Below are 18,666 nucleotides of genomic sequence, written 5' to 3'. Positions count from 1 at the left end.
CTACCTATTCTACTTCTTCTTTTAGTGCTGTAATTCGCTGCACGTACTTACCAATTACATCAAACTCCAGGTTTACAATTGCTCCTATAGCAAATGTGTTAAAATTTGTATGCTCATATGTATATGGAATAATAGCTACACTAAATTCATTTTTCTTAGAACCTACTACTGTCAAACTCACTCCATTAACAGTTATAGACCCTTTCTCTATAGTAATATTACTTAAGCCAGGATCATATTCGAATGTATAGTACCAGCTACCATCTGCTTCCTTTACCGAGGTACAAACAGCCGTTTGATCTACATGTCCCTGTACAATATGCCCATCTAAACGATCTCCAAGTTTCATTCCTCGTTCTAAATTTACTATACCACCAATAGCAAGTTGATTAAGGTTTGTTTTGTCCAAAGTCTCTTTTATTGCAGTAACTGTATATTGATTTTCTTCTATAGACACTACAGTAAGACAAACCCCATTATGAGATACACTCTGATCGATTTTTAACTCATGAGTAAAATTAGCTCTCATAACAATGTCCAGATTTTCTTTATTAACTTGCAAAGAAACAACCTCTCCTAACTCTTCGATGATTCCTGTAAACATAAATGCGAATTATTTAATTAAATTTGTGACCTCAAACAACGAGGACTTAGTTTCAGACCTCAAAAATACTGATAAAGTACTTTACATAATGAAGAAAGAAGAAAAAATAAGATTAGGAATTTCTATAGGAGACCTAAATGGTATCGGTAGCGAAGTAGTGCTTAAAACTTTTGAAGATGCTCGAATGTTGGATTTTTGCACCCCGGTAATTTTTGCTTCAGTAAAAATTCTTTCTTACTTAAAAAAACAATATAAAAATCAAGCTTCACTACACGGAATTGATAAAACATCTCAAATATTAGATGGTAAAATAAACGTGCTTAATGTCTGGAAAGAAAATGTAGGCATTAGTTTTGGAAAAGAAGATGAAAAAATAGGAAGTTACGCAATTCAATCTCTTAAGGCAGCTACTAATGCATTAAAAGATGATGAGATTGATGTATTGGTAACAGCACCTATTAACAAAAGAAGCATCCAATCAGAAGCTTTTAATTTTCCCGGTCATACCGATTATCTAGATCAGGAATTAGAAGGAAATAGCCTTATGTTTATGATTACCGATGATTTAAAAGTAGGATTGCTTACTGATCATGTAGCTATAAAGGATATTGCAGAAACTATAACTCCAGAATTAATCGAACAAAAAGTGAATACTATTCATCAATCACTTAAACAGGATTTTGGTATATCAAAACCCAAAATTGCGGTATTAGGTATCAATCCGCACAGTGGTGATAATGGAGTAATTGGCAAAGAAGATGAAAATATATTAAAACCTACGATTCACAAAATTAATGAATCCGGTAAATTAGTATATGGCCCTTATGCCGCAGATAGCTTTTTTGGTTCTGATAATTACAAGGCTTTTGATGCTGTGGTTGCATCGTATCACGATCAAGGGCTTATCCCTTTTAAAACATTATCTTTTGGTAAAGGAGTAAACTATACTGCCGGATTAAACAAAGTACGAACATCTCCTGATCATGGGACAGCTTTCGAAATTGCAGGTAAAAATCAGGCCGATAATAGTTCTTTTAAAGAAGCTGTTTTTTCTGCATTAACTATTTTTAAAAATAGAAAAGAATATGCCGAGCTAACGAAGAACTCTTTAAAAAAACAACCTAGAAAACCACAAAACAAACAAAATCAAACCGCTTAAAAGCGTATATAGACAAATAATGAGCAATAAATTTCTTTGATAAAAGAAGTATTGCAAACATAAATTACAAGACTATCAAAAGAGCAAGAAGTTAAATCACTAACAATCTGATATATTTTTGATTACAAAAATACTTTCATAATGTTTTTTTACTATCTTTGCACCCGCCTTTCTCAAATAGATAGGCATCTGAAACTGATGATGAAATGATACAACTAAAAGAGTACACTATTCCTTTTGTTGGGTTAAAGCAAGGATTACACCAGTTTGAGTATAGAATTGACAACACGTTCTTTACACATTTTGAGTATGATGAGTTTAATGCATCTACAGTAAAAGTTGATTTAGAGTTCAACAAAAAAACAACTATGTTAGAACTCCAATTTAAAGCAACTGGAACTATAAATGTAAATTGTGATCTCACCAATGAGCCTTTTGATTTACCAATCGAAAATCAATTTTTTTTGGTAATTAAGTTTGGTAATGAATATAACGATGAAAACGAAGAGCTTTTAATACTTCCTCATGGGGAGTATGAAGTAAATATTCAGCAGTATATTTATGAGCTTATTATATTGGCTATACCTGCCAAAAAAGTTCATCCCGGTGTAGAAAATGGTACATTAAAATCAGACATACTAGAAAAACTGGAAGAATTAAGTCCAAAAGAAAAAACAACAACAAATAACAATGAGGATACAGATCCTCGCTGGGATAAATTAAAAAACTTATTAAACGATAAATAATAGCTAAGCAATGGCACATCCTAAGAGAAAAATATCGAAAACGAGAAGAGATAAAAGAAGAACGCATTACAAAGCTTCTGTACCACAAATAGCTACTGATCCTACTACAGGAGAAGCACATTTGTACCACAGAGCTCACTGGCATGAAGGTAAGTTATATTACCGTGGACAAATCGTTATTGACAATACTGAAGAAGAAGTAGCTTAATAATATTGTTAAAATTTTAAAGAGAGCTCTCACAATTGTGAGGGTTTTTTTGTTTTTAGTTGAATATGTGTCAAAATCCCGTTATTTTGCGCCATATTTGTATATAATTTAGTAATTTCAACGACTTTTTGTGCATTTTTGCGCTCTAGTTCGTGAAACTAAAACTAAGATATGAGTAAAATCACAGCCGCTATCACAGCTGTAGGCGCATATGTGCCAGACTATGTGTTAACTAATGATATACTAGCAACAATGGTTGACACTAACGACGAATGGATAACCTCTCGTACAGGTATTAAAGAACGTCGAATTTTAAAAGACAAAGACAAAGGAAGTTCTTTCTTAGGCATCAAAGCTGCAGAAGACTTGATTGCCAAAAAAAATATTGATCCCAAAGAGATTGATATGGTAATTTTTGCCACGGCAACACCAGATCTTCCAGTAGCTTCTACAGCTGCATACACTGCCTCTCAAATAGGCGCTGTAAATGCTTTTTCGTATGACTTACAGGCTGCCTGCTCTGGATTTTTATACGGAATGTCTACCGCAGCAAGCTACATCGAATCTGGAAGATACAAAAAAGTATTGCTAATCGGTGCAGATAAAATGTCTTCTATAATTGATTATAAAGATCGCACCACATGCATCATTTTTGGTGATGGTGGCGGAGCTGCTCTTTTTGAACCGAACAACGAAGGACTTGGGTTACAAGATGAATATCTTCGATCTGATGGTATCGGAAGAGAATTCTTAAGAATTGAAGCAGGAGGTTCTATACTCCCTACTTCTGAAGAAACCCTAGCCAAAAAACTACATTTTGTTAGACAAGACGGAAAGACTGTATTTAAATACGCAGTTTCTAATATGGCAGATGCCAGCACAAAGATCATGGAACGTAATAACCTAACAGGTGACGACGTAGATTGGCTGATCGCCCATCAAGCTAACAAACGTATCATTGACGCAACTTCTAACAGAATGAACTTAGATCAAAGTAAAGTTCTTATGAATATTGAGCGATATGGTAATACGACTTCTGCCACTTTGCCATTATTGCTTAGTGATTACGAAAAACAATTCAAAAAAGGAGACACTTTAGTATTCGCCTCTTTTGGAGGTGGCTTTACATGGGGCTCTATTTATCTTAAATGGGCTTATAATTCCTAAACAACTAAAACACATAATACCAACACATTATGGATTTAAAAGAAATTCAGAATTTAATTAAATTTGTTGCCAAATCAGGGGCAAGTGAAGTAAAATTAGAGATGGATGATGTTAAAATCACTATCAAAACCGCATCAGACGAAAGCAAAGAAACTACTATAGTACAACAAATACCTGTTGGCAGTGCTGTTCCATCACATCCGGTAGCCCCAGTTGCAGCAGCTACACCGCCTGCAGCTACACCTGCAGCAACGCCGCCTGCAGCAACAGAAGCTGTCGCAGAAGACGATTCTAAATACATTACTATCAAATCTCCTATTATAGGAACATTATACAGAAAACCATCACCAGACAAACCTACATTTGTTGAGGTTGGAGACACTATAAAAGAAGGTGACGTACTTTGTATTATTGAAGCCATGAAACTCTTTAATGAAATCGAAAGTGAAGTTTCTGGTAAAGTAGTAAAAGTATTAGTTGATGACGCTTCTCCTGTAGAATTTGATCAACCACTATTCTTGGTAGACCCATCATAACCCGATTTTAAAATTCCAATAAACAAATCTCAAAAATCTGGATTGTCCAGAAATTTGAAACTTGGAATTTGAGATTTTTAAATTTAAAAAAGTTATGTTTAAAAAAATCCTAATTGCAAATAGAGGTGAGATTGCTTTACGGGTAATAAGAACCTGTAAAGAAATGGGCATAAAGACAGTAGCAGTATACTCTACTGCTGATGCAGAAAGCCTACATGTTCGTTTTGCCGACGAAGCAGTATGCATAGGACCCGCTCCTAGTAATCAGTCTTACTTAAAAATGCCTAATATCATAGCTGCTGCAGAAATCACAAATGCAGATGCTATACACCCTGGATACGGTTTCCTTTCTGAAAATGCAAAATTTTCTAAAATCTGTGAAGAGCACGAAATAAAATTTATTGGTGCCAGCGCAGAAATGATCGAAAAAATGGGAGATAAAGCAACAGCAAAATCTACCATGATTGAAGCCGGAGTACCTTGCGTACCAGGAAGCGAAGGCATAATTCCAGATTTTGAAACCTGCATAAAAGTAGCAAAAGAAACAGGATACCCTGTAATGCTTAAAGCCAGTGCTGGTGGTGGTGGAAAAGGAATGCGTGCCGTTTGGAAAGAAGAAGACCTGCAGGCCGCATGGGAATCTGCCAGACAAGAAAGTAAAGCCGCCTTTGGCAATGACGATATGTACATGGAAAAACTTATTGAAGAGCCAAGACATATCGAAATACAAGTTGTAGGTGATAGCAACGGTAGAGCATGTCATTTATCAGAAAGAGATTGCTCTGTACAACGTAGACATCAGAAACTTACAGAAGAAACACCATCTCCATTTATGACTGATGAACTTCGTAAAAAGATGGGAGAAGCTGCAATAAAAGCTGCAGAATACATCAAATATGAAGGCGCTGGAACTGTAGAATTTTTGGTAGACAAACACCGTAATTTCTACTTTATGGAAATGAACACTCGTATCCAGGTAGAACACCCTATTACAGAACAAGTAGTTGATTATGATCTAATTAGAGAACAAATATTAGTTGCTGCAGGAGTACCTATTTCGGGTAAAAATTATTTCCCTCAATTACACTCCATAGAATGCAGGATTAATGCAGAAGATCCTCATAAAGATTTTAGACCTTCTCCAGGAAAGATTACCAATCTGCATATTCCAGGAGGTCATGGTATTAGAGTAGACACACACGTATACAGCGGTTATATTATTCCGCCAAATTATGACTCTATGATCGCTAAGCTTATAACCACTGCACAAACCAGAGAAGAAGCTATTAACAAAATGAAGAGAGCTTTAGACGAGTTTGTAGTCGAAGGAATAAAAACTACTGTTCCTTTTCACAGACAACTAATGGATGATCCGGATTATGTATCAGGAAATTACACTACAAAATTTATGGAAGATTTTGAAATGGCTAACTAGTAGCAGCATCAATATAACACCAAAAAAGCCTCTAATGATTATCATTAGAGGCTTTTTTTGCTTTTAAGCAACTTTATTGCATAAAAAACCCCGATTTTATAAAAAATCGGGGTTTTAATTTATTTTATCAATTCACCATTTTTGTCGTGAAAATGATATTCTAAATACGTGTAAGCGTCTCTAGGTACAATTTTTACCCATCTCTTATGATTTAAAAACCATTTAGATCGGGTGGATGGAAATCCTTTTGTTAAAAAAGCCGCTATAAAAGGATGTGCACTTAACACTATCTTCTTGTGGTCTTTTTTTATTAATTTTTCTAACTCAACCTTAATTTTCTCTACCAAAACTATTGGTGCCTCAACTTCACCATTTATTCCGCTAGGATCTTCCTCTCGGGTTTTGATATTCATTTCTGGTCGCACACGCTGTCGCGTGATTTGTATTAAGCCAAATTTACTTGGCGGTAATATTTTGTGTTTTGCCCTATCATCTTTCATCTCTTCTCTTAAATGATTGAAGAGTGTTCTGCGGTTATCAGCATTATTCATATCGATAAAATCGACTACGATAATACCTCCCATATCTCTAAGACGTAGTTGGCGTGCTACTTCTGCCGCACTAATTAAATTAACTTCTAATGCGGTATCTTCTTGGTTTTTAGCCTTATTAGACCTATTTCCACTATTTACGTCGATCACGTGCATCGCTTCTGTATGCTCAATCACCAAATAAGCTCCTTTACTCATGGATACCGTTTTGCCAAAACTTGTTTTTATTTGGCGTTCGATACCATATTTTTCAAAAATAGGAACCTTTGGGTTATGCAGTTTTACGATCGACTCTTTTTTTGGAGCAATTTCTTGCAGATACTCTTTGATTCTGTTACAGAGATCTTCATCATCTACTACAATAGAAGTAAAGGAATCATTAAAGACGTCCCTTAAGATAGAAGAAGCTCTATTCATTTCACCTAATACTTTTGATGGATGATGTGCTTTATATAATTTTTTACACATGCCTTCCCATCTTGCGATTAGGTTTTGCAAATCTTTGTCTAGTTCTGCTACTTTTTTGCCTTCTGCTACAGTACGTACAATAATTCCAAAGCCTTTTGGTTTTATACTTTTTACAAGCCTTTTTAACCGCTCTTTTTCTTCTGAAGACTCTATTTTTTGTGAAATAGAAATTCTATTCGAAAAAGGCACCAAAACAATATATCGACCAGCTATTGAAAGCTCTGAACTAATTCTAGGTCCTTTGGTAGATATAGGCTCTTTTACTATTTGTACTAATAGCGATTGATTTGATTTTAGCACATTCGTTATTACTCCGTGCTTATCAATATCGTTCTCTTGAGGAAAATCCTTAAGAGAATAGTTTTTTAATTTACCTGTGCTTACACGTTTTATGAATTTAAGCAAAGAAGAAACTTGAGGACCAAGGTCATGGTAATGTAAAAATCCATCTTTTTCATAGCCAACATTAACAAATGCAGCATTGAGACCTGGGACAGATTTGCGGATTTTGGCTATAAAAATATCACCAACCGCAAAGTTACTATCATCTTCTTCTTTATGTAATTCAATTAGTTTTCCACCCTTTAGTAAGGCAAAATCCGTAGAGGAACCTGACCTAATGATCAATTCGTTGTTCACTCTGATTAGATTTTTATTCCGACAATTATCGGAATGGATTAAACAATTTTTTCACAGGAATTTTTAATTCCATTGAAATAAAACACATACAGGTAGTTAGTATGCCATTTTATTTCGATTTCAAAGAACTTAGCTTTTCAAACAAAAAAAGTAGTTAGAAACTACTTTTTCTTATGACGATTTGCTCTTCTTCTTTTTTTACGCTTATGCGTAGCTACCTTATGTCTTTTACGTTTTTTACCACTTGGCATATGTGTACTTTTTATTTATTATTAATTATTTTACTTCTACGTTGGTCTTTACACCTTCTACAAATACTTTTGCAGGTTTAAACGCTGGTATATTATGTGCAGGAATCTTAATTGTCGTATTTTTAGATATGTTACGTCCTGTTTTTTCTGCTCTCGTTTTTATAATAAAGCTACCAAATCCTCTTAGGTATACATTATCCCCACTCTCTAGTGAGCTTTTTACTTCTTCCATAAAGGTTTCAACCGTTGCTTGAACATCACCTTTTTCTATTCCTAATTTTTCTGAAATTTTTGCTACAATATCTGCTTTAGTCATTATAATACCTATTAAGGGTTTTTTTAAATTTTCAAGGGGGCAAATATAAGAATTTAAAATCCAAAATATCAATACTTAAGATGATATTTTAATCTTTAAACGTTTAATTTTGCAAATCTTATTATTTTTCTATGAAATTTTCTAAAAAACTCATTACGTGGTACTTACAAAACAAAAGAGACATGCCATGGCGAGAAACCAAAAATCCATACCATATTTGGTTGAGCGAAATTATACTTCAGCAAACAAGAGTAGCGCAAGGTTTACCTTATTATATATCCTTTACAAACACGTTTCCAACAGTATTTGATCTAGCCAAAGCAACAGAAGAAGAGGTGCTAAAACTATGGCAAGGACTGGGATATTACTCTCGTGCCAGAAATCTACATACTACAGCAAAATATGTAGCTAATGAGTTAAATGGTGTTTTTCCCAACACCTACAAAGACTTATTGCTTTTAAAAGGTGTCGGAGACTATACGGCTAGTGCAATTGCTTCCATTTGCTACAAAGAACCTGTTCCTGTGGTAGACGGCAACGTATATAGAGTGTTGTCGCGTTTCTTTGACATAGACACTCCTATAAATAGCACTCCAGGAGTAAAAGAATTCAAAAAATTAGCAATAGCATTAATGGATCATGATCAACCTGCAGAATATAATCAAGCAATAATGGAATTTGGAGCCCTGCAATGCAAGCCTCAAAACCCAGATTGTAATAGTTGTATCTTATCCAATAGTTGCGAAGCACTACAGCACAAAAAAGTTGCCGTATTACCTGTAAAAACAAAAAAGCTAAAAATTAAACACCGACATTTTAATTATTTAGTCTTTGATTTAGATAAACAAAAGACAGTTATTAAACAAAGAAGCGGTGACGGCATATGGAAAGGGCTTTATGAGTTTCCTTTAATAGAAAGTGATTCTTTTGACATCACCCAAGTTTCATCACATATCACTTTTAAAGAAATAGTTGGAGATCATATATATGAGATAACACCATATCTAGACAAACCAGTCATACATAAGCTATCACATCAACATTTACACACTCAATTTTATATCATAAAAATGAAAACACCTAAAAAGATCAATTCTACCAATAAGGTAATAGCAATCAAAGATATTGACATCTACCCTGTACCTATTTTGGTAAGCAACTTTATAGATGCTTTTTTTTAAGTTTTCTTCAAAAAACATATACTATAATTGTATCCCCAACTATAAACATACGTTAAGAAACTTTTTACCATATATGCTTTTCTTTTTTTTTATTACATTTACTAATACATATGTAAAGACATATCTGTGTTAATATAGGTATACGGTCTTAAAGCAGATTATATATTTAAATTGATAAAATAATAATACTTTGATAGTATTAAATGAGTTTTATTATTTCTTTGCAACTAATAAACCTTATATAAATTACCCTAATAATGACAGGAACACTAAATAAAGTAATGTTAATAGGACATACCGGAGATGAAATAAAGATGCATTATTTTGAAGGAGGTAACTGTATTGGACGATTTCCGTTAGCTACCAATGACTCTTATGTAAATAAAAGTACAGGAGAGCGTGTAACCACTACAGAATGGCACAATATAGTGGTAAGAAATAAAGCGGCAGAGATTTGTGAGAAATACCTTAACAAAGGAGATAAGATATATATAGAAGGACGTCTAAAAACCCGGAAATGGCAGGACGAACAAGGAAAAGACAGGTATAGTACAGAAATACAATGCACGGACTTTACCTTTCTTACTCCAAAAAATGAAAACCAGTCTACAGGAGCCGTACCTCAAAATTCGCCCCAGACAAATACTCCACCTGCCAGTAACAATCAGCAACAGGCAGTTTCTCCTAACCCAACAGAAAAAGAAGAAGATGATGATCTTCCGTTCTGATTTGTATAACTAAACAAAGATACTTTGGATCCTGATCCTATACAGCTTCTAATCTCGCTATTTGCTTTTGATATTATGCAGACCGTTAATTTGGTTGCACTTATAGCCTTGCTTATATTCTCTGCCCTAATTTCTGGCAGTGAGGTTGCTCTATTCTCTTTAACTCCAACCGATCTCAAAGAAGAAGAAAACCCGTCAAAGAATTTAAGGATTGTATCAAAATTATTGGATAATCCCAAAAAGTTATTGGCCACAATATTGGTTGCTAACAACTTTATTAATATAGCCATCATACTCCTTTTTGATAATTTGGGAGAGATTTATCTAAGTCATCTTGATTATGTCTTTCTTGGATTAATTAATATACGACTTGTTGTCGAGGTTGGAGTGGTTGCTTTTCTTATTTTATTATTTGGAGAAATTTTACCAAAGATATATGCCAGCAGAAACAATGTGAAATTTGCTAAGCTCATGGCTCGACCTCTTCGTTTTTTGGATTGGATCATCTATCCTATTAGTATTCCGATGCGAAGTGTCACTATGGCGATTCATAATAGATTAGGAAAACAAAAATCCAACCTAAGTGTCGATCAATTATCACAGGCTTTAGAGTTAACATCTGATAAAGACACTACTGATGAAGAAAAGAAAATACTAGAAGGTATTGTATCTTTTGGTAATACAGATACCAAACAGGTTATGCGACCCAGAATGGATATCTTTGCCTTAAACAAGGACGCTTCTTACAAAGAAATTTTTTCAGAAATTATAGAAAATGGTTTTTCTCGCATCCCTGTTTATGAAGATAGTATCGACAAAGTGGTGGGGATTTTATACGTAAAAGATCTTCTTCCTTATATCAATCAATCGTCTTTTGATTGGATTTCATTATTAAGAGAGCCTTATTTTGTGCCTGAAAACAAAAAATTAGACGATTTGCTTAACGATTTTAAGAATAAAAAAAATCATCTGGCTATTGTTGTTGATGAATATGGAGGAACTAGTGGATTAATTTCTTTAGAAGATATTATTGAAGAAATTGTAGGCGATATTAGCGACGAATTTGATGACGAAGATCTTGTGTTCTCAAAACTTGACGATCGAAACTACGTTTTTGAAGGAAGAACTGCATTAAAAGATTTTTACAAAGTGCTAAAACTCGAAAACAATACTATTTTTGAAGATATTAAAGGAGATGCAGAAACTATAGCCGGTCTGCTATTAGAAATATCAGGGAGTTTCCCTAAAAGAGGAGAAACTATCTTTATTAGACATTATGCTTTTAAAGTAGAGTCGTTGGACAAAAAAAGGATAAAACAGGTGAAATTAACTATCAATGATTAATGAAGACTAAAATAATAAAACTTTTATCGATCATTTTTTTAGCAGGGCTTTATTCCTGTGGAGGCGAAATAGTTCCAAAACAAAAAGGAATGTTGCGATTAAGTTATCCATCTCCAAAATATGCCAAAGCCTCTCTACCTTGTCCATTTTCTTTTGAGAAAAACGAATTCTCTGAGCTTCAAAAAGCAAGAAGAAACAAAAAATGTTGGTATAACCTAGAATATAAAGCACTAAAAGCAACACTCTATATATCCTATTACCGGGTAGACAATAACCTGACCGCTTTATTAAGGGATGCTCAAAATCTTACACAAGAGCATGTGATCAAAGCAGATGCTATCAAACCCGAAGAGTATATTAATTCTGAAAAGAATGTATATGGGATGATTTACAAAGTATCTGGTGATGCCGCTTCTCCTTCTCAATTTTATGCAACAGATAGTGTTAAAAACTTTGTCATAGGCTCTATTTATTTTAAAACCAAACCTAATTACGACTCGATACTTCCTGCCGCCAATTATTTACGTAATGACATTAGGCATCTTATAGAAACTCTTGAATGGAAAGAATAGTTTTTAGTTAATTTTTATCCAAAATTATCTCGAAACATTCAGAATTTTGTCAGATTTGCACCTTATACAAGGTAAAATGCAAAACACAAAATCAAAATGGCTCTATCTTATAATCCTATCTCTGGTTTGGGGTAGTTCTTTTATTCTTATCAAAAAATCACTTATTGGGCTTACCCCTATTCAATTAGGCTCTTTAAGAACTATTTTTGCAGCATTATTTCTATTCCTAATCGGTTTTAAAAGTATTAAAACCATTGCTGCACCTGACTGGAAATGGGTCATCCTTTCTGGTTTTTTAGGAACCTTTATACCTGCTTTTTTATTTGCATTTGCCGAAACAGAAATCGATAGTGGAATAACTTCTGTACTAAATTCTATGACCCCTCTAGTAACCTTAATTTTGGGGGTATTAGTTTTTTCTATTTCCTTTAACAAAAACCAACTTATAGGAGTAATTGTAGGATTGATTGGCTGCCTTGCATTAATTCTTGAAGGTGCATCTATACATCCAGATCAAAATTATTGGTATGCATTATTGGTACTATGTGCTTCTGTTTGTTATGCTTTTAATGTTAACATTATAAAAAAGCATATGCAACATATTTCGCCTATGGCTATTGCCAACGGAAATTTCCTCGCACTATTTGTCCCCGCTTTACTCACTTTGTTTTTTTCTGGTTTTTTTAAAGAAGAAATTGTAATGTCATCAAAAACACACACAAGTTTACTATACATTTCTATTCTTGCTATTGTGGGTACCGGGATCGCCAAAGTTTTATTTAACAAATTGGTACAAATCAGTACTCCTGTATTTGCAACTTCGGTAACCTATACTATACCTATAGTAGCACTATGTTGGGGATTACTAGACAACGAGAAATTTACTTTTTACCAGGCAATTGCTTCTCTTGTAATAATTTTTGGAGTATATCTGGCCAATAGAAAAAAATAAACAAGAATTTCTAAGCACATAGCAAATTACACCCAACTGATTCATAGTATTTAACAATACACTAGTTATGTAATCGAATCCATATTTGAATATTTTCTTAGCTTTTCTTCTGTGTTTTTTGATGGTAATGGGTTTAAGTAAAAAATACACCTATTTTATAACACCCAAACAAATGCGATCATTACCGGCAGAACCTGTTTTTTCTATACACTCTATATTTTTTAGATGTGCCTTTCCGATATCAAACTTACTTGTTTTCACAACTTCAAAAACATGTTTCTCAAGAAAAAAGTATAGAACGAATTTCTTACAAAAGAAACTAACTGTCAGACTAATACGACATCGAAGTAAGCAATAACTTAGTAGATTCGTTTACTTCTTAGATATACTAAATACAAATTCATGACATAAACGAATATTTCAGGCACTTGTCGAAAAAACAGGTAATATGCCATTTTTTTATTGATATTTGTATCTAACTAACATCTAACTCAAAATACACTAATTCACATGAAAAATCAACTTTATATAACCTAGCTGTAACTACTTCGTATTCTAAACGCATAAGTAAGTATAAAGTAAAGCTTTAACTAAAATTACAAAATTGTAGGGATTATATATTTCTTCTCAAAATTGTATATAAAATTATATCCCTTACAAGAAAACAGATACATGCTTTAAAACTTCCCAGTAAGCTGTTATAAGTAATTCTAAGTATTAAGTACTGCTTAATATTTATATACACGATGACTATCAACTTATCATAAAAATTAACTATACTCAAATTTAACAAAATGAAAAAAATTTGCATTATTCTATTCGTATTGACTTGCTATGTCATGCAAGCGCAAGTAAATGCTCCCTGGATGGAGCAACTAAGAAATTCCAGAAGTAAATCTGCTGAAAGTACTCCTCTTACATACCAAGAAATCAACGATTCCTTTAATAGATATTGGGTAAAACGTGATCATGAGGCTAAAGGAAGTGGATACAAGCCGGGCATGAGATGGGGTGAATATAAGAAAAATTCTGTTCAGCCAGATGGGACACTCCCTACACCTCAATTTATGTGGGATCAATGGGCCAGTAAGAAAAAAATGGCCCCTAAAAACAGAAGTAACGCCAATTTTAATTGGACTCCAATGGGACCTTTTGACCATAATCCAGGAAATTCTTGGTCTCCGGGTCAAGGAAGAGTGAATGTGGTAGCTATAGATCCTAATAATGACAACATCATATATGTTGGTGCTCCTGCCGGAGGTATCTGGAAATCTACCAATAGTGGTTCTACCTGGACACCTCTTATAGATGATTTACCACAAATTGGAGTTTCTGGAATTGCAATAGATCCCAAAAATTCTAATATTATATACATATCAACAGGTGATGATGATGCCAGTGATAGTTACAGTATAGGAGTTCTTAAGTCTACTGACGGAGGTACTACCTGGGCTAAAACCGGCTTAGTTTTCAACAATACATATACTACTAGTAATGATATCTATATAGATCCTAATAATTCTAATACACTATGGATAGCTACCAGTGTTGGTCTATATAAAACAACGAATGCCGGCACTAGTTGGAGAAGAACTTTAAATGGTAATATTAAGGATATTAAATTAAAACCTGGTGATTCTAATACAATTTATGCTGTTACTTCTTCATCTTTTTATAAGTCTACAGATGCTGGTAATAGTTTTTCGCAAGTACGAAGTGGATTACCTTCTAGTTCTGGGAGATTTGTAATTGATGTTACTTCTGCAAACCCTCAATACGTATATGTATTAAGTGCTAACACTCGAAACAATGATTACTCTTTTCAAGGAATATATAAATCTACTAACAGTGGAGCTAGCTTTACTAAAACAAGGGAGACCTCTGATATATTTCAAAGTGGCCAAGCTTGGTATGATCTTGCATTTGCTGTTTCTGATAAGGATCCTAATACTCTATTTGTAGGAGTTCTTGATATTTGGAAATCTACAGACGGTGGTAATGATTTCTCAAGAATTAACAAGTGGGATCGTCCTAGACAAGCTTCATATACCCATGCAGATATTCATTTCTTAAGATATCATAAAGGAAGATTATTATGTGGTAGTGACGGTGGTGTATTCATCTCTAATAATGATGGTAACAGTTTTACAGATTATACCAAAGGGTTGCAAATTGGTCAATTCTATAGAATTTCTGTAGCAGCAAATGCTAGCTCCACAAATCTAGTAGGTGGATTGCAGGATAATGGAGGATATGGTTTAAAAAACTCTACTTGGTATAATTATCATGGAGCTGATGGTATGGATTGTGCTGTAAGTGGTAATAACCCTAATACATATTATGGTTTTATACAAGGCGGCGCATCTTTATATAGAACTACAGATAGAGGTGCTAATCAAAACTATGTAACAAGAGGCCCTGAGGGTGGTAATTGGGTAACTCCATTAGTGTCTGATAGTAATGGGAATTTATACGCTGGATATTCTAGTTTCTACAAATTGGTAAACAACAGATTTGTAAAACAAGGTAATTATAACTTTGGAGGTAGATTAGATTTTATAGAAATAGACCCTTCTAATGAAAATAATATATATGCATCAAGAGCTAAAAATTTATACCGTAGTACGAACAAAGGTATAAATTGGTCTCGGGTTTCTAGCTTTCAAACGAATATAACTTCAATAGAAGTACATAATGATAATAGTAATATTTTATTTGTGACTACGAGTGGTTCTTCTAATGGCGGAGTTTTTAAGTCTAGTAATCAAGGGGCTGATTTCACAAATATTTCTGGTAATCTGCCACGTGAAGGTAAGTTTATTGTAAGACACGAAAAAGGTACTGAATCAATCTATCTAGGTACATACTTAGGAGTATATCACAAAAATGGAGATAATGCTTGGGCAGACTACTCTCCTAGCTTACCCACAGTTGCAGTTCGCGATTTAGAAATTAATTATCAAGATAAAGTAGTAATTGCTGGAACGTATGGTAGAGGTATATGGAAAGCTCCACTTGCTGGATCAAATACTGACGATAATGAAGCTCCAACAGCTCCAACTAGATTAACAGCAGATAACGAAACACAAACTACCATTGATCTTGCTTGGACTGGGTCTACAGATAACGTGGGCGTAACAGGATATGAAGTATATCAAGGAGACACAATGATAGCTACTGTCGAGGGAACAAGATACCAAGCTATGGGACTATTAGCTGGTACAGAATATTCTTTTAAAGTATTAGCAATGGATGCTGCTGGAAATAAGTCAAGGTTTAGCAATACAGCAACCGCATCTACATTACCAGAAGCAGATACAGAAGCTCCAACGGAGCCAACAGGGTTAACTGCTGGCAACGAGACACAAACTACCATTGATGTTGCTTGGACCGGGTCTACTGATAACGTGGGTGTAACAGGATATGAAGTATATCAAGGAGATGTTATGATAGCAACTGTAGAAGGAACAAGATATCAAGTTACAGGTTTAACAGCTGGTACAGAATATTCTTTTAAAGTATTAGCAATGGATGCTGCTGGAAATAAGTCAAGGTTTAGCAATACAGCAACCGCATCTACATTACCAGAAGCAGATACAGAAGCTCCAACGGAGCCAACAGGGTTAACTGCTGGCAACGAGACACAAACTACCATTGATCTTGCTTGGACCGGGTCTACTGATAACGTGGGCGTAACAGGATATGAAGTATATCAAGGAGATGTTATGATAGCAACTGTAGAAGGAACAAGATATCAAGTTACAGGTTTAACAGCCGGTACAGAGTATACTTTTAAAGTATTAGCAATGGATGCTGCTGGAAATAAGTCAAGGTTTAGTAATACAGCAACCGCATCTACATTACCAGAAGCAGATACAGAAGCTCCAACGAATCCAACAGGATTAACTGCTGGCAACGAAACACAAACTACCATTGATCTTGCTTGGACTGGGTCTACAGATAACGTGGGCGTAACAGGATATGAAGTATATCAGGGAGATACAATGATCGCTACTGTCGAGGGAACAAGATACCAAGCTATGGGATTATTAGCTGGCACAGAATATTCTTTTAAAGTATTAGCAATGGATGCTGCTGGAAATAAGTCAAGATTTAGTAATACAGCAACCGCATCTACATTACCAGAAGCAGATACAGAAGCCCCAACGGAGCCAACAGGATTAACTGCCGGCAACGAGACACAAACCACCATTGATCTTGCTTGGACTGAGTCTACAGATAACGTAGGCGTAACAGGATATGAAGTATATCAAGGAGATACAATGATCGCTACTGTCGAGGGAACAAGATACCAAGCTATAGGATTATTAGCTGGCACAGAGTATACTTTTAAAGTATTGGCAATGGATGCTGCTGGAAATAAATCAAGATTTAGCAATACAGCAACCGCATCTACATTAACTGATGATACTGTAGATAACGAAGCTCCAACAGATCCAACAGACTTAACTGCTGGCAACGAGACACAAACTACCATTGATCTTGCTTGGACTGAGTCTACAGATAACGTGGGCGTAACAGGATATGAAGTATATCAGGGAGATACAATGATCGCTACTGTCGAGGGAACAAGATACCAAGCTATGGGATTATTAGCTGGTACAGTGTATTCTTTTAAAGTATTGGCAATGGATGCTGCTGGAAATAAGTCAAGATTTAGTAACATAGCAACCGCATCTACATTACCAGATGATACTATAGATACAGAAGCACCTACTAACCCAACAGAATTAGTAGCTTCTAACATAAAACAAACAAGTCTATCACTTACTTGGACCGCATCTACCGATAATGTAGGTGTAACAGGATACAATGTATATCAAGGTACAGAAATGATTGGTACCACTGGAGGAACCGAAACATCTTTTAACGTTTCTGGATTAACCGCTTCTACTACGTATCAATTTACGGTAAAAGCAATGGATGCTGCTGGAAATATGTCTGAATCTAGTAATGTAGCTTCTGCTACTACCGAAGATGAGGATTCAAATAATATTTGTGAAGGTGTAGCTTCTTGGCAATGGGGAGTACCATATCAAACTGGTGATAGAGTTGTATACAAAGGAAATCTTTTTGAAAAATTAGATCAAGGATGGAAATTTATCGGAAAATGTGGAGCAAGCACTTGTGAAGGGATAGATGATTGGAAAAATGATGCTCAGTATACAGTAGGAGACAAAGTAGTATACCAAGGAAACTTATGGGAGCGTACTAACAGAGGATGGGTATTTGCATCATCTTGTGGAGCAAAATCTACTAGTAAAATAGCACCGCCAGAAGAAATTATAGTAACTCCGGTTCCAGCTACTACTAAATTGAATATTTCTTTTACACCGAATGAAACTACAACCTTTGCTGTCTTTGACATATTAGGTAGAATAGTTATGCAAGGGAAATATCAATCTCAATTAGATGTCTCAGAATTACGAGTAGGGACTTATATTTTAAGAATCTCTACCAGTAAAGATAAATATATTGCTCATTTTGTAAAAAAATAGTATAGGTATATTATTTAATTTTTAGTGAAATAGTTATAAAGGGCTGTCTGCATAGACAGCTCTTTTTTATTGTTCATATTTGAAGTTTCTAATATCAATTATTACGCTTCCTTTATTAACATCATAAAATCTAGCAATCAAATTTGCGATCGTGGATTTTCCACTTCCGGATTACTCAACAAGAGCAACTGTTTTTCCTTTTTCGATCTTTAATAAAAAATCTTTTAGCACATATTCATCTTTAATTATCATCCTAAAAGTATATCTTGCTAATCGTAAAAAAAGTAGAG

General features: G+C 34.5%; 15 protein-coding genes and 1 pseudogene. 12 read left to right on the top strand and 4 right to left on the bottom strand.

Translation table 11 applies throughout. The features are described 5' to 3' along the window. Positions 1-4: 4 nt before the first annotated feature. Positions 5-604, bottom strand: coding sequence for a riboflavin synthase (locus ABW636_RS09190; protein ID WP_367589678.1), 600 nt, complete (start codon positions 602-604; stop codon positions 5-7). 88 nt (positions 605-692) lie between these two features. Here ABW636_RS09190 and pdxA point away from each other — a divergent pair, with 88 nt between their 5' ends. From pdxA to accC, 6 genes are all read left to right on the top strand, one after another. Further along, the gene (pdxA, locus tag ABW636_RS09185) at positions 693-1,763 is read left to right on the top strand and encodes a 4-hydroxythreonine-4-phosphate dehydrogenase PdxA (protein ID WP_367589677.1); all 1,071 of its coding nucleotides are present in this window, start codon (positions 693-695) and stop codon (positions 1,761-1,763) included. 206 nt (positions 1,764-1,969) lie between these two features. Continuing rightward, positions 1,970-2,509 carry a YceD family protein gene (locus tag ABW636_RS09180; protein ID WP_367589676.1) on the top strand — a complete coding sequence of 180 codons (540 nt, stop codon included), beginning with the start codon at positions 1,970-1,972 and terminating at the stop codon, positions 2,507-2,509. A 10-nt stretch (positions 2,510-2,519) separates the two neighbouring features. Beyond that, positions 2,520-2,717 carry a 50S ribosomal protein L32 gene (gene rpmF, locus ABW636_RS09175; RefSeq protein ID WP_024768393.1) on the top strand — a complete coding sequence of 66 codons (198 nt, stop codon included), beginning with the start codon at positions 2,520-2,522 and terminating at the stop codon, positions 2,715-2,717. A 171-nt stretch (positions 2,718-2,888) separates the two neighbouring features. Beyond that, positions 2,889-3,884: a beta-ketoacyl-ACP synthase III gene (locus tag ABW636_RS09170; RefSeq protein WP_367589675.1), complete on the top strand. Its 996-nt coding sequence runs from the start codon at positions 2,889-2,891 to the stop codon at positions 3,882-3,884. A gap of 29 nt (positions 3,885-3,913) precedes the next feature. Continuing rightward, positions 3,914-4,420, top strand: a complete 507-nt coding sequence (gene accB, locus ABW636_RS09165) for an acetyl-CoA carboxylase biotin carboxyl carrier protein (RefSeq protein ID WP_367589674.1) — start codon at positions 3,914-3,916, stop codon at positions 4,418-4,420. 94 nt (positions 4,421-4,514) lie between these two features. After that, a complete protein-coding gene (accC, locus tag ABW636_RS09160) occupies positions 4,515-5,855 on the top strand; it encodes an acetyl-CoA carboxylase biotin carboxylase subunit (protein ID WP_367589673.1) in 1,341 nt (446 codons plus the stop codon). 119 nt (positions 5,856-5,974) lie between these two features. On the opposite strand, the gene ABW636_RS09155 is transcribed toward accC, so the two are convergent. Then, complete coding sequence (locus ABW636_RS09155) at positions 5,975-7,513, bottom strand: Rne/Rng family ribonuclease (protein WP_367589672.1); 1,539 nt, start codon at positions 7,511-7,513, stop codon at positions 5,975-5,977. A gap of 276 nt (positions 7,514-7,789) precedes the next feature. After that, entirely contained in the window at positions 7,790-8,080 is a 291-nt protein-coding gene (locus ABW636_RS09150; RefSeq protein ID WP_024768281.1) for an HU family DNA-binding protein, read from the bottom strand. A gap of 131 nt (positions 8,081-8,211) precedes the next feature. Here ABW636_RS09150 and mutY point away from each other — a divergent pair, with 131 nt between their 5' ends. From mutY to ABW636_RS09120, 6 genes are all read left to right on the top strand, one after another. Beyond that, a complete protein-coding gene (gene mutY / locus ABW636_RS09145; protein WP_367589671.1) occupies positions 8,212-9,261 on the top strand; it encodes an A/G-specific adenine glycosylase in 1,050 nt (349 codons plus the stop codon). Between the two features lie 257 nt (positions 9,262-9,518). Continuing rightward, on the top strand, positions 9,519-9,989 hold the full coding sequence (locus tag ABW636_RS09140) for a single-stranded DNA-binding protein (RefSeq protein WP_367589670.1): 471 nt from the start codon (positions 9,519-9,521) through the stop codon (positions 9,987-9,989). Between the two features lie 24 nt (positions 9,990-10,013). Continuing rightward, a complete protein-coding gene (locus ABW636_RS09135; RefSeq protein WP_367589669.1) occupies positions 10,014-11,333 on the top strand; it encodes a gliding motility-associated protein GldE in 1,320 nt (439 codons plus the stop codon). Next, complete coding sequence (gldD, locus tag ABW636_RS09130; RefSeq protein WP_367589668.1) at positions 11,333-11,905, top strand: gliding motility lipoprotein GldD; 573 nt, start codon at positions 11,333-11,335, stop codon at positions 11,903-11,905. The genes ABW636_RS09135 and gldD overlap by 1 nt, the downstream gene beginning before the upstream one ends. A 76-nt stretch (positions 11,906-11,981) precedes the next feature. Continuing rightward, positions 11,982-12,857, top strand: a complete 876-nt coding sequence (locus ABW636_RS09125) for a DMT family transporter (protein ID WP_367589667.1) — start codon at positions 11,982-11,984, stop codon at positions 12,855-12,857. 794 nt (positions 12,858-13,651) lie between these two features. Then, positions 13,652-18,376: a fibronectin type III domain-containing protein gene (locus ABW636_RS09120; RefSeq protein WP_367589666.1), complete on the top strand. Its 4,725-nt coding sequence runs from the start codon at positions 13,652-13,654 to the stop codon at positions 18,374-18,376. 78 nt (positions 18,377-18,454) lie between these two features. Here ABW636_RS09120 and ABW636_RS09115 read toward each other — a convergent pair. After that, positions 18,455-18,616: pseudogene (locus tag ABW636_RS09115) on the bottom strand (ATP-binding cassette domain-containing protein); the annotation flags it as partial. Between the last annotated feature and the right edge of the window lie 50 nt (positions 18,617-18,666).

Origin of the sequence: Aquimarina discodermiae (assembly GCF_040786235.1) — a bacterium.
GTDB lineage: Bacteria > Bacteroidota > Bacteroidia > Flavobacteriales > Flavobacteriaceae > Aquimarina.
This window is presented reverse-complemented; position numbering and strand designations above follow the sequence as displayed.